Annotated in this window: 22 protein-coding genes and 1 riboswitch; of the genes, 13 read left to right on the top strand and 9 right to left on the bottom strand. The window is 66.5% G+C overall.

The features are described 5' to 3' along the window. Positions 1 to 59: 59 nt before the first annotated feature. Positions 60 to 288, top strand: a riboswitch (cobalamin riboswitch). A 73-nt stretch (positions 289 to 361) separates the two neighbouring features. The 4 genes from V7778_RS16900 (at position 362) to V7778_RS16885 (ending at position 4,348) form a co-directional block, all read left to right on the top strand. Continuing rightward, a complete protein-coding gene (locus tag V7778_RS16900) occupies positions 362 to 2,341 on the top strand; it encodes a TonB-dependent receptor family protein (protein ID WP_335557369.1) in 1,980 nt (659 codons plus the stop codon). A 3-nt stretch (positions 2,342 to 2,344) separates the two neighbouring features. After that, positions 2,345 to 3,217 (top strand): cobalamin-binding protein, encoded by an 873-nt coding sequence (locus V7778_RS16895; RefSeq protein ID WP_335557367.1) that lies wholly within the window; start codon positions 2,345 to 2,347, stop codon positions 3,215 to 3,217. Between the two features lie 139 nt (positions 3,218 to 3,356). Further along, positions 3,357 to 4,019, top strand: a complete 663-nt coding sequence (locus V7778_RS16890) for a thiol:disulfide interchange protein DsbA/DsbL (protein ID WP_335557365.1) — start codon at positions 3,357 to 3,359, stop codon at positions 4,017 to 4,019. After that, positions 4,016 to 4,348 carry a hypothetical protein gene (locus tag V7778_RS16885; RefSeq protein ID WP_335557363.1) on the top strand — a complete coding sequence of 111 codons (333 nt, stop codon included), beginning with the start codon at positions 4,016 to 4,018 and terminating at the stop codon, positions 4,346 to 4,348. The genes V7778_RS16890 and V7778_RS16885 overlap by 4 nt, the downstream gene beginning before the upstream one ends. 135 nt (positions 4,349 to 4,483) lie before the next feature. On the opposite strand, the gene V7778_RS16880 is transcribed toward V7778_RS16885, so the two are convergent. The 3 genes from V7778_RS16880 to V7778_RS16870 form a co-directional block, all read right to left on the bottom strand. Beyond that, positions 4,484 to 5,098: a helix-turn-helix transcriptional regulator gene (locus V7778_RS16880; RefSeq protein WP_335557361.1), complete on the bottom strand. Its 615-nt coding sequence runs from the start codon at positions 5,096 to 5,098 to the stop codon at positions 4,484 to 4,486. Beyond that, positions 5,095 to 6,306 carry an MFS transporter gene (locus V7778_RS16875; protein ID WP_335557360.1) on the bottom strand — a complete coding sequence of 404 codons (1,212 nt, stop codon included), beginning with the start codon at positions 6,304 to 6,306 and terminating at the stop codon, positions 5,095 to 5,097. Before V7778_RS16875 ends, V7778_RS16880 begins: the two co-directional genes overlap by 4 nt. A 70-nt stretch (positions 6,307 to 6,376) precedes the next feature. Beyond that, on the bottom strand, positions 6,377 to 7,684 hold the full coding sequence (locus tag V7778_RS16870) for an ATP-binding protein (protein WP_335557358.1): 1,308 nt from the start codon (positions 7,682 to 7,684) through the stop codon (positions 6,377 to 6,379). A 360-nt stretch (positions 7,685 to 8,044) separates the two neighbouring features. Between V7778_RS16870 and V7778_RS16865 the strand changes: the two genes are divergently transcribed. The 3 genes from V7778_RS16865 to V7778_RS16855 all read left to right on the top strand — a co-directional run bounded on the left by V7778_RS16865 (position 8,045) and on the right by V7778_RS16855 (position 10,887). Beyond that, on the top strand, positions 8,045 to 9,268 hold the full coding sequence (locus V7778_RS16865; RefSeq protein ID WP_335557356.1) for a protease complex subunit PrcB family protein: 1,224 nt from the start codon (positions 8,045 to 8,047) through the stop codon (positions 9,266 to 9,268). Positions 9,269 to 9,334: 66 nt separating this feature from the next. Continuing rightward, the gene (locus V7778_RS16860) at positions 9,335 to 10,183 is read left to right on the top strand and encodes a MipA/OmpV family protein (RefSeq protein WP_335557353.1); all 849 of its coding nucleotides are present in this window, start codon (positions 9,335 to 9,337) and stop codon (positions 10,181 to 10,183) included. Beyond that, complete coding sequence (locus V7778_RS16855; protein ID WP_335557352.1) at positions 10,183 to 10,887, top strand: hypothetical protein; 705 nt, start codon at positions 10,183 to 10,185, stop codon at positions 10,885 to 10,887. The genes V7778_RS16860 and V7778_RS16855 overlap by 1 nt, the downstream gene beginning before the upstream one ends. Positions 10,888 to 10,913: 26 nt before the next feature. On the opposite strand, the gene V7778_RS16850 is transcribed toward V7778_RS16855, so the two are convergent. Further along, positions 10,914 to 11,150, bottom strand: coding sequence for a hypothetical protein (locus tag V7778_RS16850; RefSeq protein WP_335557350.1), 237 nt, complete (start codon positions 11,148 to 11,150; stop codon positions 10,914 to 10,916). Positions 11,151 to 11,298: 148 nt separating this feature from the next. Between V7778_RS16850 and V7778_RS16845 the strand changes: the two genes are divergently transcribed. After that, positions 11,299 to 11,586, top strand: a complete 288-nt coding sequence (locus V7778_RS16845) for a hypothetical protein (protein WP_335557347.1) — start codon at positions 11,299 to 11,301, stop codon at positions 11,584 to 11,586. Here V7778_RS16845 and V7778_RS16840 read toward each other — a convergent pair. Continuing rightward, entirely contained in the window at positions 11,583 to 12,128 is a 546-nt protein-coding gene (locus V7778_RS16840; protein ID WP_335557346.1) for a hypothetical protein, read from the bottom strand. The genes V7778_RS16845 and V7778_RS16840 overlap by 4 nt on opposite strands. A gap of 125 nt (positions 12,129 to 12,253) precedes the next feature. On the opposite strand from V7778_RS16840, the gene V7778_RS16835 reads away from it, so the two are divergent. Further along, positions 12,254 to 12,580 (top strand): winged helix-turn-helix domain-containing protein, encoded by a 327-nt coding sequence (locus V7778_RS16835; protein WP_335557344.1) that lies wholly within the window; start codon positions 12,254 to 12,256, stop codon positions 12,578 to 12,580. Between the two features lie 30 nt (positions 12,581 to 12,610). Here the strand turns inward: V7778_RS16835 and V7778_RS16830 are convergent, their stop codons facing one another. Continuing rightward, positions 12,611 to 13,297, bottom strand: a complete 687-nt coding sequence (locus tag V7778_RS16830; protein WP_335557343.1) for a response regulator transcription factor — start codon at positions 13,295 to 13,297, stop codon at positions 12,611 to 12,613. 106 nt (positions 13,298 to 13,403) lie between these two features. After that, positions 13,404 to 14,402, bottom strand: coding sequence for a hypothetical protein (locus tag V7778_RS16825; RefSeq protein ID WP_335557341.1), 999 nt, complete (start codon positions 14,400 to 14,402; stop codon positions 13,404 to 13,406). Positions 14,403 to 14,557: 155 nt separating this feature from the next. Here V7778_RS16825 and V7778_RS16820 point away from each other — a divergent pair, with 155 nt between their 5' ends. Continuing rightward, positions 14,558 to 15,334 (top strand): hypothetical protein, encoded by a 777-nt coding sequence (locus tag V7778_RS16820; protein WP_335557339.1) that lies wholly within the window; start codon positions 14,558 to 14,560, stop codon positions 15,332 to 15,334. 88 nt (positions 15,335 to 15,422) lie between these two features. Here V7778_RS16820 and V7778_RS16815 read toward each other — a convergent pair whose 3' ends face one another. Further along, a complete protein-coding gene (locus V7778_RS16815) occupies positions 15,423 to 16,001 on the bottom strand; it encodes a superoxide dismutase (protein WP_211520590.1) in 579 nt (192 codons plus the stop codon). 90 nt (positions 16,002 to 16,091) lie between these two features. After that, complete coding sequence (gene xseA / locus V7778_RS16810) at positions 16,092 to 17,453, bottom strand: exodeoxyribonuclease VII large subunit (protein WP_335557336.1); 1,362 nt, start codon at positions 17,451 to 17,453, stop codon at positions 16,092 to 16,094. Between the two features lie 1,263 nt (positions 17,454 to 18,716). On the opposite strand from xseA, the gene V7778_RS16805 reads away from it, so the two are divergent. From V7778_RS16805 to lpxK, 3 genes are all read left to right on the top strand, one after another. Next, a complete protein-coding gene (locus V7778_RS16805) occupies positions 18,717 to 19,325 on the top strand; it encodes a MotA/TolQ/ExbB proton channel family protein (RefSeq protein ID WP_335557334.1) in 609 nt (202 codons plus the stop codon). After that, the gene (locus V7778_RS16800) at positions 19,325 to 19,762 is read left to right on the top strand and encodes an ExbD/TolR family protein (protein WP_211520629.1); all 438 of its coding nucleotides are present in this window, start codon (positions 19,325 to 19,327) and stop codon (positions 19,760 to 19,762) included. The genes V7778_RS16805 and V7778_RS16800 overlap by 1 nt, the downstream gene beginning before the upstream one ends. 39 nt (positions 19,763 to 19,801) lie before the next feature. Continuing rightward, the coding region (gene lpxK / locus V7778_RS16795) for a tetraacyldisaccharide 4'-kinase (RefSeq protein ID WP_335557332.1) at positions 19,802 to 20,416 on the top strand (615 nt) is incomplete at its 3' end.

The following is a 20,416-nucleotide window of genomic DNA, read 5'->3' as shown; positions in this document are numbered from 1 at the left end:
GACGGACGGTGTGAAACGGCGGCTGGAGGGCAAAAAACACGGCTGGACCATGCCGGAGTTATAATGCGGCCCGTTCTGGTGCCCGCGCGCGCAATCTGCGTGCGCAGTTAAACGGGAAACACGACGCGGCCTCGCTACGCGAAGCCGCCCAGGTGTGCTGCCCCCGCAACGGTCAACAAGCATCGCCCCAACGGCGATAGGCCCCCTCGATTACCACTGTGTTTGCGCATAGGAAGGTGAGGCGGTCCGTCTTGCAAGCCCGGATACCGGCCAGACAGGTGGAAGCGCGTTCGCACGCGGCTTCCGTTGACTCCGGCGTGCGGGGACGCAGGCCGGTGGCTTTTTCGAGAATGCATCCAACATGAATCTTGTCGCTGTACCGCGCAGCGCGCCGGCCTTCAAGCCGCTCGCCCTGGCCTGCACCCTGTCGCTGTCCGTCTGCTGCGCCCAGGCGCTGGCTCAGGACACTACGCTTCCTTCCATCGTCGTCACCGGCGCCCGCTTCCCCGTCGAGACCAGGCTGGCTCCGATCGGCGCCACCGTCATCACCGCGGATGAGATCCGCCGCGCCGGCGCCACCGACGTCAACGAAGCGATCCGCAAGGTCGGCGGCGTCTACGGCCGCCAGAGCCTGGACGCCTCGCCCGACTTCGCGCTCGACCTGCGCGGCTTCGGCTCCAACAGCGCCCAGAACCTGGTGGTGATGGTCGACGGCGTGCGCCTGAACGAGAACGAACTGGCCAACACCGTCCTGTCGAGCATCCCGGTCGACAGCGTCGAGCGCATCGAGATCACGCGCGGCGGCAGCAGCGTGCTGTATGGAGAAGGCGCCACCGGCGGCGTGATCCACATCGTCACCCGCCGCGCAGGCATGGACGGGGAGGGCGGTACCCATGGTTCCGTGTTCGCCGAAGCGGGCCGCTTCGACCACCGCGACCTGCGCGCCACGATCCGCCATGGCGCCGGTCCCTGGTCCTTCGACGCCGCCGTCGCCGACCGCAGCACCGACGGCTACCGCGCCAACAGCGCCTTCGACCAGAGCACCGCGAGCGCAGGCCTGCAATACGCCTGGGCGCCGGGCAGCCGCGCCGGCTTGCGCGTCGAGCGCGCGCGCTCGGATTCGCGCTTCCCCGGTTCGCTCACCAAAGCGCAGTACGCACTCGACCCGCGCGCAAGTTTCACGAAGCTGGACTTCGGCACGCTCGATACCGACCGTGTCAACGCCTTCGCCGAGCAGCGCGTCGGCGCATTCGACCTGGCGGCCGAGCTGTCGCACCGCAAGCGCGAGCTTGAAGCGAATTACTTCTTCGGCGGCGCCTATTCGCGCTCGACCTACGACACCGAGCAGACCCAGTTCTCGCCGCGCCTGCGCCACAGCGCCACTGTCGGCGCGCAGCGCAACGAGCTGGTGGCCGGCGTCGACCTGATCCGCTGGGAGCGCGCAGTGCGCTCCGTGTTCTCGGCGGGCGACGCGCGCCAGGATTCGAAGGCGGTCTACCTGCGCGACGAACTGCTTTGGCACGCGCCGCACAACGCGCGCCTGGCGGCGGGCGTACGTCACGAGAAGTTCGACAAGGATTACGTGGATCCGCTGGCCTTCATGGACGAAAGCCGTTCGCAGTCGCTGAACGCCTGGTCGCTGGAAGGCAGTATCGACGTCGCGCCGCAAGTCAGCCTGTTCGCCAAGGCCGGCCGCAGCTACCGCATCCCGAACGCGGACGAGAACAGCCTGCGTTCCAGCGTCGATGCGCTGCGGCCGCAGACCTCGCGCGACCTGGAGCTGGGCGTGAGCGCCGGCGGCAAGGAGCGCCAGGTGACGGCGCGCCTATTCCGCCACCGCCTGCGCAACGAGATCTTCTATGACCCGACCATCGGCTGGGGCGCCAACACCAACCTCGACCCGACCCGCCGCCAGGGCGTGGAAGTGGAAGGGCGGGCGGCCCTCGGCGCGGCATGGCGCCTCACCGGCCAGTGGCAGCGCGTGGACGCCGAGTTCACCGCCGGCCCGAACGCGGGCCGCGAGATGGTGCTGGTGCCGAAGAACGTGGTCACGGCGCGCCTGGCCTGGGTGCCGGGCAGCAGCCATAGCGCCGACATCGGTGTCCAGTGGGTCGACAAGCAGCGCTTCGGCAGCGATTTCAGCAACGGCTGCAATGCGCGCATCCCGTCCTATACCACGGTGGACGCCCGCTATGCCTACCGCCTCGGCGCCTGGGAAGCCGCGCTCAGCGGCCTGAACCTGCTCGACCGCGGCTACTACAGCAACGCCTTCGGCTGCCGCTCGGGCATCTATCCGAGCGACGGCCGCCAGCTGAAGCTGTCGCTGCGCTACGCGTTCTAAGCCATGAAGCGCCGCCTCCTTGCTCTCCTGGCCTGCAGCCTCGGCGCCGCCCACGCGGCGGTGAGCGTGACCGACGACGCCGGCCGCAAGTTGACGCTGGCGCAGCCGGCCCAGCGGGTGATCTCGATGGCGCCCCATGCCACCGAGCTGCTGTTCGCGGCCGGCGGCGGGAGCAGGGTGGTGGGCGCGATGAACTACAGCGACTACCCGGAAGCGGCGCGCAGTTTGCCGCTCATCGGCAGCAACAGCCAGATCGACATGGAGCGGGTGCTGGCCCTCAAGCCCGACCTGATCGTGGTCTGGCACAGCGGGAACACCCCGCGCCAGATCGCCCAGGTCGAGAGCCTGGGCGTGCCGGTTTTCCACAGCGAACCGGTGCGCCTGGAGCAGGTGGCGACCGGGATCGAGCGCCTGGGCGTGCTGCTCGGCACCGTGCCGGTGGCGCAGGCCGCGGCGAAGGACTACCGGGCCCGGATCGCCGCCTTGGGCGAGCGCTACGGCAAGCGTTCCCCCGTCTCCGTGTTCTACCAGGTCTGGGACCGGCCCCTGTACACCCTCAACGACGCGCAGATCGCGAGCGACATCATCCGCCTGTGCGGAGGCCGCAACATCTTCGGCGCACTCAAGGTGGTCGCGCCGCAAGTGGGCACCGAGGCGGTGGTCGAGCGCGACCCCGAGGCCATCCTGGCCGGCAAGCGCTACGACCCGGCCAATCCCGGCCTGGCCCTGTGGCAGCCCTACCGGGGCATGACGGCGGTAAGGCGCAATAACCTGTTCACGGTCGACGGCGACCTGCTGAGCCGTCCGGGACCGCGCACCGCCCTGGGCGCGGCCCGGCTGTGCGAGCAGCTCGACACCGCGCGCAAGCGCCGCTAGGGCTCCCTGTAACGCTTCCTTAAGGAAGCGTTAAAGAGGTAAGCAAATGCAAAAAGTTGGGGGCCTTCCCCCTTGGGAACCCCAAAAAAGTGGTAATCTCGCGGTCGTTCGCTCAATCACTTTTAGTGGAAGGATAGTTATGCGCTCTCTGCGTTTTGCCCTCGTTGCCGCCAGCCTGATCGCCGGGTTCGCCAACGCTTCGCCGACCGATCCGAAGAACGGTGCCGAGTACACCACGCTGTCGGTGCCGCAACCGGTCCAGGCGACGGGCAAGAAGGTCGAGGTGATCGAGTTCTTCGCCTACCACTGCCCGGCTTGTAACATGATGGAACCGACCCTGAACCAGTGGATCAAGAAGCAGGGCGACAACATCGTCGTGCGCCGCATCCACCTGCCGTTCCAGGGCCCGGCCGATCCGGAAGCGCACCTGTTCCTGGCGCTGGAAGCCATGGGCAAGCTGGAGGAGTATCATCACAAGGTGTTCCGTGCGGTGCACGTCGAGCGCCAGCGCCTGATGAAGGACGACGACATCATCGCCTGGGCCGTCAAGAACGGCCTGGACCGCGCGAAATTCATGGAAGCATGGAATTCGTTCGGCGTGCAGACCAAGCTGCGCCGCCTGCCGACGGTCGCGCAGGGCTACAAGGTCAGCAGCACCCCGACGATCGTGATCGATGGTAAATACGTGCTGTCCCCGGCTACCGTGGGCGAGGCCAACAAGCTCCAGGGCATGAACCAGGCGCTCGAAGCCACCACCCAGGTCATGGACGCACTCGTTGCAAAGGCAGCCAAGACGAAATGAGCAGTGACGACGTCGAACGCGAAGTCCTGAAGATGTACGAGGGGGCCCGCCCCCGCGAGGAAGAGCTGTTCGAGACCAGTAACTTCAACCACCTGGCGTGGTCGCTGGCGGCGTTCTTCGCGGGCGTCGCCATCTGGCTCGCCATTGCCCTCGTCAATGCCGAGAACCAGCGCTATGCGCTGATGACCAACAAGTGCCCCGATCCGCTGTTCAAGGGCGGCATCGACAAGGGCTGCCTCGTGCTGGTGCAATCGCGCGACCACTGGTGGGAACACCTGTGGTACGCGGTGACCCATGTGCGGACGCAGCCGGAGCAGTCAGGGCGCTGACCGTAGCGTGGGCGGGGTTGTTCAGGCCAGTGGCCTGGACTACAAACGCCCACGCCGTGATAGGTGGCAGCAAGATCATCCGGCGCGGAAGCGGAGCCGGTAACGATCACCGCGTGGACGGCGGAGCCGTCCACCCTATTTGATTTCATAGGCGCACCGCCGCGCACCCGCTAGCTGGTGCTCGATCCTCACCACCTTCACCTCCGGCCCCAGCACCCGCTGGAACACGTCCAGTTCCGACCTGCAGAAGTTCTGGCAGGACGCAGCCGCGGCGCAGATCGGGCAGTGGTTTTCCACCAGCAGCATGCTGCCGTCTTCGCGGAGCTCGGCCTCGGCCATATAGCCTTCCTCGTCGCGCGCGGCCGCCAGCGCCGCCACTTTTTCCTCGAGCGTCGCCGCCGTCCCGATCCGGCCGCGATAGGCCGCTTCGCTGGCCCCTTCGCGCGCCGCGATCAGGCGCTCCACCGCCGCTTCGCCGAACAGGCTGCGCACCTGGCCAATCAGGTCCACGGTCAGTTCGGCATGCCGGTCCGGGAAGCGCGCGTGGCCCCGTTCCGTCAGGCGCCAGCGCCGCACCGGCCGTCCCACCTTGCCGCCGCTGTCCTCCCAGGCCACCAGGCCTTTTTCTTCCAGCTGCTCGAGCTGGCGCCGCGCGCCCATCGAGGTTTGCTGCAAGAGCCCGGCCAATGCCTGGGCCGTCTGCGGTCCGCGCATCTTCAGGAATTGCAGGATCTGTTCGCCCGTGTTCATCCGTTCTCCATCCCCGCATGCGCGCTGCGCAGGCTCCAGCTGCGCAGGCCGAAGGCGGCCCAGGCGGTCAGCAGGCCGCCGGCCACCAGCACGGCGCGCGTGTCGACCAGGGTCAGCACGGCGCCGGCCAGGGCCATCAGGATGTGGGCCAGGCAGAAGGTGGTCGAGAGCAGGCCCATCACGCTGCCCTGGCCATGTACGGCGAACTCGTCGGCCGACCAGCTCTGCAGCGCGGCGTTGTAGAAGGCGTGCGGCAGGCCGAAGGCGATGATGGCCAGGATGCCGACCAGCAGGTTTCCGACGCCCACGCACAGGATGGCGAGCGCCGCCACGCCGGCGTAGGAAGCGGCGCGGCGCCGGCCCTCGACCGCACTGGCGCGCCCCGCGAACAGGGCGGTGAGGGTCATCAGGGCGCACATGCCGGTATTCACGAAGGCGATCTCGCGCGCATCGAAGCCGCCCACTTCCACCAGCCACAGCGGGAAAAATTCGTAGAGCGCGGCCACGCCGCAGGTGTAGGCGAGGTGGACCGTGAACAGGGTGCGCAGCGGCAGGTGGCCCAGCAGGGTGAAGGCGTGGCGGCGGCGCGCGGTCTCCCACCAGCCATGGCCGGCCGGCGCGACGCTGGACGGAGGCAGGCTCAGGGCCACGCAGAGCGCGCCCAGCAGCAGTGCGCCGGCCGCGATATAGAAAGGCAGCGTGATGCCGCCCGCCATCGACAGGCCGGCCAGCAGCGGCCCCACCAGCCAGCCCAGGTAGAAGGCGCCGTTCAGCCAGGACAGCGCGTGGTTGCGCAGCGGACCCTGGACGTGTTCGATGACGATGGCGCGCATCACCGAGCTGTTCCCTTCCAGCAGGCCGGTGACGAAGCGCGCGGCCAGGAACAGGACATACGATTCCAGGACCAGCGCGAGCGCGGTCAGCACGTGGCCGATGGCGGCGCCGACCGTGGTCAGGAGCAGGGCGCGGCGGCGCCCGAGGCCGTCCGCCAGCGGTCCCAGCACGGCGCTGCCCAGCAGCAGGCCGACCGGGTTGACCATCAGGGCGATGCCCAGCAGGAGCTTGGGCGGCAGGCCGAGGAAGGTGTTCAGGCCGTTGGCGCCGCCGTCCGCGAACAGCGGGGCCAGCAGGGGGTAGGGCAGGGAAGCGCCCGTGGTGGACAGGAGTCCCAGGCCGCACAAGGTGGCGATCAGGAGGCGGTCGTTCATGGCGGCGGGCGAAAGTGGCAATACCTCCAGCCTACGCCCGGCTGGACAATAAGTAAACGAATTTGTTTATTTATTGATGCGAAGGCAGGGTGATCAAGAACCGCGCCCCGCCCAGCGCCGAACTTTCCGCGCGCAGGGAGCCGCCATGCAGGGCCACCGCCTTTTGCGCGATCGACAGGCCCAGCCCGAAGCCGCCAGTGGCGCGGTCGCGGCTGCGGTCGAGGCGGTAGAAGGGATCGAAGATCTTGTCGCGCTCGTCCTCGGGAATGCCGGGGCCGTCGTCGTCGATGGCGATCTCGATGCGCCCGGGAAGCCTGCGCGCCGACAGCAGGATGCGTCCGGCCGCGTACTTTTGCGCGTTGCGCAGCAGGTTGCCGATCGCGCGCCCCAGCAGGCGGCCGTCGGCCTCGACCGTGCCGAGTCCGGAGGCGAAGTCGCAGTCGAGCCTGGCGGCGGCATGGGGCAGGGCGGCGCAGCACTCCTGCAGCAGGGCATCCAGCGCGAGGGTGCTGCTCTGGAGCGTGCGCGCGCTGTCGAGCTTGCTCATGTCGAGGAGTTCGCTGACCAGGTTATTGAGCTCGGTGAGGTCGCCTTCCATGGCGGCGATGCGCTTGCTCAGGTCCGGATCCTTGGCGCGCGCATCCAGCAGTTCGAGCGCGAATTCCAGGCGCGCGATCGGCGTGCGCAGCTCGTGCGACACCGAATGCAGCAGGCTGCGCTGGGCTTCCAGCAGGTCTTCGATACGGCCCGCCATGTGGTTGATGCGCTCGGCCAGCGGATAGATGCTGGCCGAGGGCTTCATGTGGGTGCGCACGCTCAGCTTGCCGCTGCCGAACTCGTCGGCCATGCGCGACAGCGCCTGCAGGCCTTGCCAGTGCGAACGCGACCACAGCGCGATCGGCACCAGCAGGGCGATCGCGACGATGATGTAGCGCAGCGCTTCCATCTTGAGCGCCTGGCCGATGTCGATCGGGAGGTTCTGGGCGTGCAGCACTTCCTCGTGGCTGCCGATGTAGCGCTCGCCTTCCAGGTCGACGCGCCGGAAGAAGGCCTTGTTGGCCGGATCAAGCACGATCTCGCCGCGGTCCAGGACGGCCCGCTGCGCGCGCGAGAGCTGGTTGCGCACCCCTTCCAGCGGCACCAGGTCATAGCGTACGGTGGACACTTCGCGCACGTTGTTCAGGCGCCCCAGCCATTCGTCGGCCGGGGCCTTGTCCACGTACTGCTCGAGCAGGAAGATCTGGGCCGCGGCCTGGCTGCGCGCGATGTCGTCCAGCGGGTCGCCGAACAGGCGGCTGAAAGCGAAATAAATGACGAAGGTGGCGGCCGTGATCGACAGCATGACGAGCACGAAGAAACGGAAGAAGATCCGGTTCACGGTGCCGTCCTCGGTAACTGTCGGTATCGGGATGCTGCCAAATACATAATTCTCCTCAGCCGGCATTGTACAGGTGCAATGCCGGCTGAGGGGACGAAATGATGGATCCCGCTCGCGTGGATACAGGCGCGCCTGGGTTTTTCCCTCTTACAAATTAATGACAATTACTCGACATCTGTAGGGGGAATAAAAAAGGACGGGCGTCTACCATGATGCTTCATCAGGAATTTCAGGTTTTCCGTTTGCCCACCTGATGCGCGAGTGTCGGTGGGTTTTTTTATTCAGGAGTGGCCGGGCGGCAGCCCGCCCGGCCCTCGATCATCCGGCGGTGAGCGCCAGGCAGGGAGGCAGGAGATGGGCATGTTCGATCGCGTTCTGATGGCCGGCGCCACCGCCTGCGCCTTGCTCGCCGGGTGCGGCGGCGGCGCGGACAGCGCCGCGCTGGGCAAGCAGCAGTCCGGCCAGGGCATCGCCGTGGGCGAGCCGAACGGCGGCGTGCCGGTCGTGTCCGAGTTCGTGAAGGAAGTGCAGGGAGCGGCCTGCGCCGAGGAGCGCAACCGCCTGTTCCTGGTCGACAGCAAGTACGTGGTCTGGGACCGCGCCGGCCAGTGCGCCGACAATGCCTGGGGCCTGGTCCTGATGGGCCCGACCCCGCAGGCTGTGCTGTGCTCGGCCGGCGACAGCATCGCCGGCCCGCAAACCACCTGCGCCGACGAAAGCGCCCGGCCGCTGTTCCTGGCGATCCAGAAAAACCTCGACAAGGCCGACCTCGGCCTGGGCAGCGGCCACAAGGTCGAGCAGCTGCGCTTCCTGCCCAGGGACGGCGAGCCGCTGGCCTTCCGCTCCCTGATCAGGGAAGCCTTCTCCGGCGTCGCCACCGCGCGCGAAGTCGTGATCAAGGACCAGGCCGCCTGGAGCGCGCTGTGGGCCGAGCATACCCGCAACCGCGTGCCGGCCCCAGCGTTGCCGGAAGTCGATTTTTCCAGCCAGATGCTGGTCGGCGTGTTCAGCGGCGACCGCGGCAACGGCTGCATCGAGACCTCAGTGCTGCGTACCGTGGCGCGCGGCAGCAAGCTGGTGGTCGAGTACGAGGAGCGGGACATCACGGCGGTGGCGATCTGCATGGCCGCGGTCAGCCAGCCGATGCACGTCGTCGCGGTGGAGCGCGTCGACGCGCCGGTCGAATTCGTCAAGGTGGAATCGGGCGCCCAGTCCTTCCTCACCCTGGATGCGGGCAACCGTTCCGGGATCACCGCGCCGCGCAAGCTCGTGGTGCGCGACAGCGCCGCCTTCCAGGCCCTGTGGGCCGAGCACGCGGGCCCGGACGCCAAGGCGCCGGAGGTCGATTTCGCCAGCCAGATGGTGGTCGGCGTCTTCCTTGGCAATGCGCCTTCCGCCTGCCACGGCACGCAGATCGAGGGCGTGAGCCGCTCCGCCGAGCGCATCACGGTGCGCCAGGTGAACACGGAACCCGGCCCGGGCATCGCCTGCGCGATGATGGTCACGTATCCGGCCCACCTGGTGGCGATCGGGCGCAGCGCGCTGCCGGTGGAATTCGCCGAAGAAATTCGTACCACGAGGTAACAATATGGAAGAGGTTGGCTTGCTCGACGTAAAATACGCGCTCACCGACTCTTCCACGATGTGAACATGAAAAAGCTTTTCGCCCTGGTCCTGGCCGTCTCGGGCAGCGCAGCAAGCGCGCAGACGCCGACCACCAACCCGATGCCCGACGGCAGCCGCGACATGTATGTCGGGCTGGGCGCGGTCTCGGCGCCACGGTACGAAGGGGCGGACAGCAGGAAAGTATCGGCCTTGCCCTTGCTGCAGGTGCAGTGGAGCCATGGCTTGTTCATTTCGGGCATGAGCCTGGGCATGCATTTGTCCGAGAGCCCGACCTTCGAGTACGGCCCGCTGCTGAGCGTGCACGCCAGCCGTGACGAGTCCGGCGTGGGCGGCTCGATCGACGACTTCCAGGGTTCGTCCCTGATGCCGAGCCTGATCCCCGAGACCTTCGGCCGCCGCGGCAATCCTTTGGTGGGCATGGACGAGATCGACGCGCGCCTGCAGGTGGGCGGCTTCTTCAATTACTACGTGGCGCCGCAGTGGCGCTTCACCAGCAGCGCGGTCTACGGCGCCGGCATCGAGCGCGACGGCGTCCAGCTGCAGCTGGGCGTGCAGCGCCTGGCGGCCCAGGTCGCGCCGCACCACACGCTGTCGTTCACGATGGGCGCCACGGTGGTCAACCGCGCCTATAACCAGTCCTACTTCGGGGTCAGCCCGGCGCAGGCGCGCTCGAGCGGCAATCCCGTCTACGCGCCGGACAGCGGCCTGAAGGACGTGCGCGCCGGCGTGCGCTGGAACTGGGCCCTGAGCCCGTCCTGGATGCTGAGCACGAATGTCCAGGCCATGCGCCTGATGGGCGATGCCCGCCGCAGCCCGCTCGTCGAGCGGCCCAACAACCTGACGGTTTCGACCGCGCTAGCCTACCGGTTCTGATGATGCGTTACGCCCCGATCACCGCATGCGTCTGCCTGCTCCTGACGGCCCTCCCGGCCGCGGCGCAGTCGCAGCCGCTCGCCGGTGAATGGGTGAGCTACCGCGACGCCTACCGGGCGATGGTCCTGTTCGACAAATACGGCGGCGCCAAGAACCTGCTGCAGACCCACCTGCAGGTGGCGCCGAAGGAGAAGGGCGTGCTGGGCGAAGGCGTGCAGCTGGTATTGAGCGGCAAGTCCGTCCAGACCAGCCTGCCGCTCGACGCCACCGGGCGCGGCACCCTGCCGCTGCTCAAGGCGGCCTATGATGAAAACGCCGTGCTGGCGCCGAGCCGTCGCCTGGGCGGCTTCGTGATCCGTCCGCGGGTGTCGCTGGCCCCGCGCGCGGACGGCGCCTATGACCTCGCCGAACTGCGCGTGGCCTGCGAACAGGCGCTGGGCTTCGCGCGCTATGCCGACGCGACGGCGCGCGGGCGCCAGTGCGCCGGCGTGCGCCTGGTGTTCGCCCGCAAGGGCGTGGAGGCGGCGGTGCGGGTGCGCCGTGCGGACGGCGCCGAGCAGGCCCTCCCGGTTGCGCGCGGCCCGGCCTTCGCCGGTGATCTCGACGACGACTTCCCGGTCGTGGTCTACCGCTTCGCGGCCGCGGAACGCGGCCAGCTCATCAGCTATAACGCCCCGCTGGCCATCGTGCCGCTGTTCGAATAAGGCCTGACGGCCGGCCATACCAGGTTTCAATGATCGTCGTTCGCCGCGGGCGGGGCCACGTCGAGCGCGCAGCCGCGTGCCGACGGCTTGCGCAGCTCGCCGCGGGCCAGGATGCGCTGGATCGTGAGTTCCGGAATGTTGACGTCGGCAAGGTATTGTTCCGCATAGGCGGTGCCGAAGTGCCGTTGCAGCCGGATGCCCACTTCGATCAGCGCCTGGCGATGCAGGTCCTGCCTGCGCTCGCTGGGAGGACTATTTGTCATGGTTGTTTCCTCGGAAGTCCATTCACGCCCGCATTGATCTATAATTTAGAACGGTAGAGCCAGCATAGCACTGTTGGTGATGGTTGCACAGTGACTGTTCGGCAGTGCTGGTTCGCATGGTGGAAACAATGAAGCGGAAACGGAGTCCATGAGCGAACTCCATCGGATTACCGATGCTAACCTGATTTCGGCGCGCTGTTACGGTATCGAGCTCGATGTCGAGGGGACGTGCGAGACGCTCGCGGCCAGGCTGGGCGGGAAGAAGCGGCCCTTGCTGGCCGAGCTCGCCGACCTGCTGCGTCACGAAAAGATGTTCCGGACCATCGTGCTGCATGCCTGGCCGGACCCGCGCGACCCCGCCGTGGTCGAGCTGCAAGCCCAGGCGCGGCGCGGATTGGCCCAGGTCGACACCCTGACGGGACGGCGCCGGCGCTAGCGCTGGACGCGCGCAGGCAGGCGCGACAGGATGAACTTCGCCGTGTACAGCACCAGCAGGGTGCCGACGAAGTCGCCGGTGGCCATCACGAAGAAGCCCGAGAATGGACGCTCCGGCTCGGCGAAGGCGAACCACAGGTGATGGAGCAGGGGACTGGCCAGGGCGAATGCGAACGAACACAGCAGCAGGCGGCGCGGGGTCAGGTTCTGCAGGCTGGCCATCAGGCCCCAGTGGCGCTGCATGATGAGGTAGACCAGGTAGGGCGCGGCGCTGGCCAGGATGCCGCCGACGAAGGAGCGGATCATGTCGTCCGGGAAAAAGTACAGGAAGCACACCGCCCAGGACACGAGCAGCAGGCCGATCGCGCCCGCGCCGCCGAAGAGCAGGGTGCACAGCAGGCGCACGCCGGCCGGGAGATAGACCCAATTGATACCGCTGGAGAATTCCAGGCGGGTAAAGAGGAGCTCGTTGAGTGCGAGCGTGGCGATGAAGAGCGCGATGGTCGCGGCGATCATCATGACCTGCAGTTTTAGCTGGCTCATGCCTTGTTGTCGTTGGAGTAAAATGGCTTGCCTGTCCAACCAGAATAAAGCTTAGCCTAAACCTGCATAAAGATGCAATCGAGAATCGAGTTTTAATGAATAAGCTTCGTCCCGCCGATGTGTATATGCGCTTTTTGCAACTGGCGGAAGCGATTCGCGGGCTGCCGTCGCTGCCCGACCTCGATCCGCTCGAGGAGCGCATCCTCACGGTCGTGGCCAGGGCCCAGCAGGAGCGGCAGCGGCTGTCGGTACGCGACATGATGGGCAAGCACGAGCTGGGCGCGCCGGCCACGGTGCACGCGCGCCTGAAATCCATGCGCGAGAAGGGCTGGATCATGTTGAGCGAAACCGAGGACGCGCGGCGCAAGCAGATCGAGCTGACCCAGGCTGCGCTGCAGCATTTCGACCGCCTGTCGCAGTGCATGCTCAAGGCCGCCGACGGCGAGGCCTGAGCAGCGTCCGCTTCTACAGCGCCTGTACGCTCAATTCCAGGCGGAAGGCGAGAACAGGTAGCCCTCGCCCCACACCGTCTTGATCTTTTCCGAATCGACGTCGTCGAACTTGCGGCGCAGCTTGGAGATGCAGTTGTCGATGCTGCGGTCCAGGCCGTCGAATTCGATGCCGCGCATTTTTTTCAGCAGCGCATCGCGCGACAGCACCCGCCCGGCCGCTTCGGCCAGCACCAGCAGCAGCTTGTATTCGGTATTCGAGAGCACGCAGGGCTGGCCGCGCCAGACCACGCTGCGGTCCGAGGTGGCGATGCGCAGCGCGCCGAATTGCAGCACACGGGTATCCAGGCCGGTCTTGGCCTGGGTGCGGCGCATCAGCGCGCGCAGGCGCGCCAGCAGCACGCGCGGCTGGACCGGCTTGTTGACGAAGTCGTCCGCACCCTGTTCCAGGCCCGAGACTTCATCGTAGGAGTCCTCGCGCGCGGTGAGGATCAGGATCGGCACGTCCGACTGGTCGCGGATCTGGCGGCAGACCACCATGCCGTCCAGGCCGGGCAGCATCAGGTCCAGCACCACCACGTCGGGACCGAGTTCCTTGAAACGGTCGAGGGCGGCGTCGCCGCGCGTGACCAGGTCCACCGAAAACTCGTAGCCGGACAGGTATTCCGTGACGAGCTCGGCCAGGCGCGCGTCATCTTCCACCAACATCACTCGGTACATGCATTTCTCCTTGGTCTGCCATTGTATAAGACCAACTGTAGAAAAACATACCCTCCCCAAGGGGGTGACAATTGATTACAGATTCAGGACAAATGAGCGCTGGCCTTCAGCGCGGATCGTTCACTTCCCGCAGCAGGGTGCGCCAATCGGTGTTGTACAGCACCCCCACCAGGCGCCCGAACTCGCTGGTCGGATGCACCCGCTGGCGCACGACCTCGCTGTGCTCGGACGAGCTGGTGCCCACGTAGACGGTCATGAACTGAATGTCCGCGCGCGGGCGCGTGGTGTCGATCAGGTTCGGGTTCAGCACCAGGCCGCCGGAGGCGTCGCGTACGTAGAGCGGGCGCTCGGTATTCGGGATGACGAACATGTAGCCGTCGCGCAGCACCGTCATGCCGTTCCAGGCGCCGAGCGGGGCGCGCCGGTCCAGCTCGTCGGTGTCGTTGACGACGATGCGCATGACGGCGCCTTCCCCGGGGCTGTGGTAGCTGCCGTCCGGGAACTGGCGCGTGTCGGCATCGTCCAGGCGGATCGGATAGGCGAGCAAGCTCACCCGGCCGGCCAGCGCATGCCCCATCGGGCCGCCGCGCTCGTGGCCGAAGCTGCCACCCGGGCGCAGGCTGGCGCCGCGGATGTTCGCCAGCGCCGGGTGGGCCAGCACGCGCGGGAAGATCGCTTCCAGCTTGCGCTGCAGGTCGGCCGTGCCTGGATGCTTGCGGCTGCCGCCGAAGCTGGCCGGCTTGCCGATGACGTGGCCGGGCGCGTCGCGGTCCGGGGTGGTCCCGCGCGTGACCGGGTCGGGCCGGCTCCAGTAGTCGGCCAGGTAGTCGCCATGGAAGATCACGCCGTCGTCGAAGCGGATGCGGGTGGCGCGCGGCACGACGACGGGAGCGGGATACAGCGGGATGGCGCCCGCGGCGGCCGCCTGCGGCGCTGGCGCCGCAGGCGGCGCGGCGCGGGGCGCGCCCAGCTGCCTCGCCGTCTGCTGGATCGCGGTGTTGGCCGCCTGTTTCGCCAGGTTGTTGAGCCAATCGCTGGCCCGGGCCGGCTCGGATGCCAGCAGCGCCGGGGCCAGGATCAGGCAGGGGAGAAGTCGATGTGTCATAGTCAGGGTGGGCGAGCGGTGTCGAGCTTGCCACTCTGGGGCCGGCACCGCCGCGGGACCAGCCCCACGGATGGGGTATAACCAGGGACAGACGCCCTGGCGCGATGGCGCCCGGCGGTGTCATCGTCCTGTCACATTCCTGTCCTAGTCTGATCGTGCCGATAACAAGAACCGAGGAGGCAACCATGAACTGGCTGAACAATCTGCGCGCCGACCGCCGCCGGCGCGCATCCATCTACCGCGACGCGCTGGCGGACCTGCCGCCGGGGCTGGAAGCCGCATGGCGGCGCAGCGCTTCGACCGCCTTCCCGGGCATCCCCACGGATGCCCTTTTTTTCGTCCGCGCGACCGAGGGCCTGCTGGGCTTCTTCCACGCGGTCAGCGCCAGCGGGGCGCGCTGCGCCTTGCCCTCGCTGGCGGCGGATTCCGTGTGGCATGCCTGGCTGGAGCACGATCCGATCGGCCTCGAGCGGTTCTGCCGGCGCCATTTCGGCAGTACCGTACCGCACCTGGAGGCGGCCCAGCTGGAGCGCGGGGCCCTGGCCACGAGCCTGGTCGCCTGCCGCGGGCTGGAGCAGATTCCCCTTCCCGGGCCGGCCTTGCCTTCGCTGTTCAGCCTGGATGCGAAGCTGTGCATGCCGGGTGGCCACGGCTACTGGGTGCAGCACGGCGAGGTCGCCTATGCCCGGCTCGACGGAAACGGGCGACGGCTGGGGACGCCGCAGCGCCAGCCGGGCTTGTCGCTGCCGGCCCTGCTTGCCGCCGGGCTCATCACCGAGCAAGTCCATGCCGAGGCGCTGCGCCGGCAGCAGGATAGCGGCGGAAGCGACGGCGGTCCGAGCGGAAGCGGCAACGGTGGCTCGGACTGCGGCGATGGCGGCGGTGGATGCGGCTGTGGAGGCGGGGGCGGTTGCGGCGGGGGAGGCGACTGAATCGCGCCGGACGCAAAGAAAAACGGCCCGCAATGCGGGCCGTTCTCAGGCGGATGCCTGTGCCTGGGCACAGGATCCGTCAGGCCATTCAGGCCATGTTCTGGTTCGCGAAGTCCCAGTTGGCGACGTTCCAGAAGGCTTCCAGGAACTTGGCGCGGGCGTTGCGGTAGTCGATGTAGTAGGCGTGTTCCCAGACGTCGGCGGTCAGGAGGGCCTTGTCGGCGGTGGTCAGCGGGGTCGCGGCGTTCGAGGTGTTGACGATGTCGACACTGCCGTCCGGCTTTTGCACCAGCCAGGTCCAGCCCGAACCGAAGTTGCCCAGGGCGGCCTTGTTGAACTCTTCCTTGAACTTGTCGAACGAGCCCCACTTGGCGTTGATGGCGTCAGCCACCTTGCCGCTCGGCGCGCCGGCGCCGTTCGGGGTCATGCAGTTCCAGAAGAAGGTGTGGTTCCAGACCTGGGCCGAGTTGTTGAACAGGCCGCCCGACGATTTCTTGATGATCTCTTCCAGGGGCATGTTCTCGTACTCGGTGCCCTTGATGAGGTTGTTCAGGTTGGTCACATAGGTCTGGTGGTGCTTGCCGTGGTGGTATTCCAGGGTCTCGGCCGAGATGTGCGGCTGCAGGGCATCCTTGGCGTACGGCAGTGGCGGCAGGGTATGTTCCATGTTCTTTCCTTTGTTGGTTGGACGGGTTTGTTCCGATAGCGGCGCTTATTCTAAACCGGATGGCGCGATGTTGCATAAATGGCCTTTGAGCTACTCGAGCACGCTCTGGACATGGGCCACGCCCACCTCGGCGCTGCCGCCTGCCAGCCTTACCGTGAGGGTATCGCGGGCGTGGATCGCGGCCGGGTCGCGCAAGACCTGGCCCTTGGCGTCGCGCACGATGGCGTAGCCGCGTTCCAGGGTGCGCTGCGGATTCAGCAGTTCGAGCTGGGCCGACAGGGCGGTCAAGGCGTCGCGCCGCCCCTTGACCTGGCTGTACAGGCTGGCGTTCAGGTGGCGCTGGTCGGACAGCAGCTGGGCGCGCACGGCCCGGATGTCGGGGCGGTGGCGCGACCAGCGCTGGCGCAGCTGGGCCAGCACCAGGCCCTGGCGGTTGAGCGGCTGCTGCACCGCGTGGCCCATGGCGGTGGCCAGCGACAGCAGGCGCAGGCGCTGGTGGCCGATCCGGTCCGAAGGACTCAGCAGGCGGCGGCCGAGACTGTCCAGGCCCTGGCTGGCGTCGGACAGGGTGCGGCGCATGGCGCGCCGCAGGTCCATGGCGTCGGCCGAGAGCGAACCGAGCCAGTCGGCACGCGGCGTGGCGGCCAGTTCGGCGGCCGCGGTCGGCGTGGCGGCGCGCACGTCGGCGGCGAAGTCGGCGATGGTGAAGTCGGTCTCGTGGCCCACGCCCGAGATCACGGGAATGCCGCAGGCCGCAATGGCGCGCGCCACGCATTCCTCATTGAAGCACCACAGGTCCTCGATCGAGCCGCCGCCGCGGCACACCAGCAGCACGTCGGCATCAAGACGGCGCGACGCGGTCGTGATGGCTTCGGCGATCTTGTCGGCCGCGAACTGGCCCTGCACCGGCGCCGGGTACAGGATCACCCGCACATGCGGGGCGCGGCGGCGCAGCGCGGTGAGCACGTCGCGCAGGGCGGCGGCCTGGGGGCTGGTGACGATGCCGATGGTGCGCGGGAACAGGGGCAGGGCGCGCTTGCGCTCCTGGTCGAACAGGCCTTGCGCCGCCAGCTTTTCCTTCAGGCGCAGGAAGGCTTCGTACAGCTGGCCGACGCCGGCGCGGCGCATGGCCTCGACATTGATCTGGTAATCGCCGCGCGCGCCATACAGTGTGACCAGGGCGCGCACCTCGACCTTGTCGCCTTCGCGCGGGGTGAAGCCGGCCATCTGGGCGCGGCTGCGGAACATCACGGCGCGCACCTGGGCGGCATCGTCCTTGAGCGTGAAATACCAGTGGCCCGAGCTGGCGCGCGTGAAGTTGGAGATCTCGCCGCCGATCCAGACCAGTGGAAAACTGCGTTCGAGCAGGCGCGCCACCTGCTGGTTGAGCGCGGTGACGGTGAGTACCGGTGGCGCGGTATAGGCGGGATCGGCGTCGGTGGGGATGTGCATGCTGGGTGTCGGTATGCGGGAACAAAGCAGATGCTTATGTCATATCTCGATGCAAACGACAAGTCCTTTCCGGGCTAGAGTGTGAAGCAAGATGTTCAGCACTGCGCAGTTGCTGAATTTCAATGCAATCTATTGAAACCCTTTGAAATCAATGGCTTGGAAGGCCATGTTCACGCTTTGATGCGGTTTTATCCACAAAATCTGTGGGGAACTCATGCATAAGACCGACGAGTGCGCGGGATTTGGGCAGCAGAGGCTGTTTCCTTATGTATCAATGACTTAGGCCTAAGGAAATGGGCTTGGTCACATGTTTGTCCACAAAATCTGTGCACAGACCAATTTCAGCAACCTCTAAAAAACCGGACGTCCCGCAGCCGTCTGAGAGACTGCACTGCCGTGCTTAAAAATGATGCGCGGAAACTTTGTTGAGGAAAATCAATAGCTTAACTCGCGCAACGTCTCCTTGCGCACAACGTTGTCCACAAAACATGTGCACAAGCTGAAGAAATTCGGGAACCACCCCGGGAGTACACCAGTTGCACCGTGCGTTCCTGTGGATTCCCCGGCTCACAGGCAGAAGAGTCTGGCTGCCTGTTTTTGTGGCATCACTATTCAATTTGATTAAAATCAACATCTTAGGTCAGAAAATATGCGCTTCCTCACACTCTTATCCACAAAAAATGTGCACAGCCGAATATTGCATGCAGGTAACGTCCAACTTGCAAATAAATGGCACGCGAGCAGCACTGGGAGCAGCGGAAATTGTGCATAAGCCGGTTTTGATGAAACTTTCGGCAGTGATGTTTTTGTGATTTGGATCAAGTACTTAGAGGTGAAAAAGTGGCCTTGCTCACACTCTTGTCCACAAAAAATGTGAGGAACCGTAAAGGGGTGGATCGGAAGTACAGGCTTTCCAGCCTGCCTGTTTTTTGATCTGTGGCGAATTGCTGAGCTAAATCAAGGGCTTAGTTGTTGCTAGGCGGCATTGCGCACAATTTTGTCCACAGAATTTGTTCGTAACTACAAGCAAGCTCGGCGGAAGCCGCCGGGCCAGGGCCCGTGCTTTATGCGCTCGTCCGCGAAAGGCATGAGCCTGCCATATTCTTGCGCAGGATCAGAAAGTCTTTATGAATCAATGCACTTAGCTTTGCCACGCGCCCTTGCGCACAATTTTATCCACAGAAGTTGTGCAGAACTCTACTTGCCCCAATGCTGGCAACTTGTTACATTGCCGAGTGATTTTTCTCAACCTAGGAGTTTCTCTTGCTCGCCATTTTCCAAGCTGCAGGCTGGCCGATCTGGCTGTTGCTGATCGCGTCGATCGTTGCTGTCGCCCTGATCGTCGAACGCCTCATTTACCTGCGCCGCGAGAAGATTCTCCCCAAGGCCCTGCTCGATGAAGTCATCCGCGTCTACCGCAGCGGCAAGGTGACGCCCGACGTCGTCAACACCCTGGAACAGAACTCGCCGCTCGGCGCCGTGCTCGCCGCCGCGCTGCGCAACGTCGATGCCCCGCGTGACGTGATGAAGGAATCGATCGAGGAAGCGGGCCGCGGCGTGGCCCACGGCCTGGAGCGCTTCCTGACCACCCTCGGCACCATCGCCTCGCTCGCTCCGCTGATGGGCCTGTTCGGCACCGTGGTCGGCATGATCGAGATCTTCGGCGCCCAGAGCCCGACCGGCGGCAGCAACCCGGCCCAGCTCGCGCACGGCATCTCCGTGGCCCTGTATAACACCGGCTTCGGCCTGGCGATCGCGATGCCGGCCCTGGTCTTCTACCGCCACTTCCGCAACATGGTCGACACCTATGTGGTCGACATGGAACTGCAGGCGGTGAAGTTCGTCGACGTCGTGCACGGATCGCGCAAATGATGGACTTCCGCCGCGGCCGCAGGCCCGAAGAGCCGGAGATCAACCTGATCCCCTTCATCGACGTGCTGCTGGTCGTCCTGATCTTCCTGATGGTGTCGACCACCTACAGCAAGTTCACCGAGCTCCAGATCACCCTGCCGACCGCCGAGGCCGAAAAGCAGCAGGACAAGCCTTTCGAGATCAACGTCACCATCGACGCCAAGGGCAACTACACGGTGAACAACGTGCCGGTGTCCTTCCACAGCGTGGCCGGCCTGGCCCAGGACCTCAAGAACGCCGCCCGCACCCAGGAAGGCCAGGCGGTGTCGAGCCCGGTGGTAATCGTCAACGCCGACCAGTTCGCGATGCACCAGATGGTCATCAACGTGCTGGAAGCGGCGCGCGTGGCCGGCTACGACAAGCTGACCTTCGCGGCCCAGACCGGCACCAAGAAGTAAGCAGGGCGGACGGGCTCCCCGGCCCGCCGCCATCTTCCCATGGCATCCCAACTCGAATCGACCCTAGAATCGGCCATTACCCGCGCCTGGCTGCGCCGCGGTCCGCTGGCCTGCGCGCTGCTGCCGCTCTCGCTCCTGTTCCGCCTGCTGGCCGCGCTGCGCGCGCGCCTGTTCCGCGCCGGCGTGCTGAGGAGCGAACGCCTGCCCGTGCAGGTCATCGTGGTCGGCAACATCTTTATTGGCGGTACCGGCAAGACCCCGCTCACCATCTGGCTGGCGCAGGCGCTGCGCGCGGCCGGCTTGCGCCCGGGCGTGATCTCGCGCGGACACGGCGGCGAGCAGTCCGCGCCGCGCGAGGTCGGTCCGGGCTCCACCCCATCGGAGGTCGGCGACGAGCCGCTCCTGATCGCGGCGCGCGCGGCCTGCCCGGTCTTCGTCGGCCGCCGCCGCGCCGAAGCGGGCAGGGCGCTGCTGGCCGCCTATCCCGACGTGGACGTCCTGATCGCCGACGACGGCTTGCAGCACTATGCGCTGGCGCGCGACCTCGAGATCGTCCTGTTCGACGGCCGCGGCGTGGGCAATGGCTGGACCCTGCCGGCCGGCCCGCTGCGCGAACCGCCTTCGCGCCGCCGCGACGTGACCATCGTGAACGCG

Source organism: Massilia sp. DD77, from assembly GCF_036961685.1.
Lineage (GTDB): Bacteria > Pseudomonadota > Gammaproteobacteria > Burkholderiales > Burkholderiaceae_D > Telluria.
Note: the sequence above shows the minus strand (reverse complement) of the source record. Positions and strands in the feature narration are given on the sequence as shown.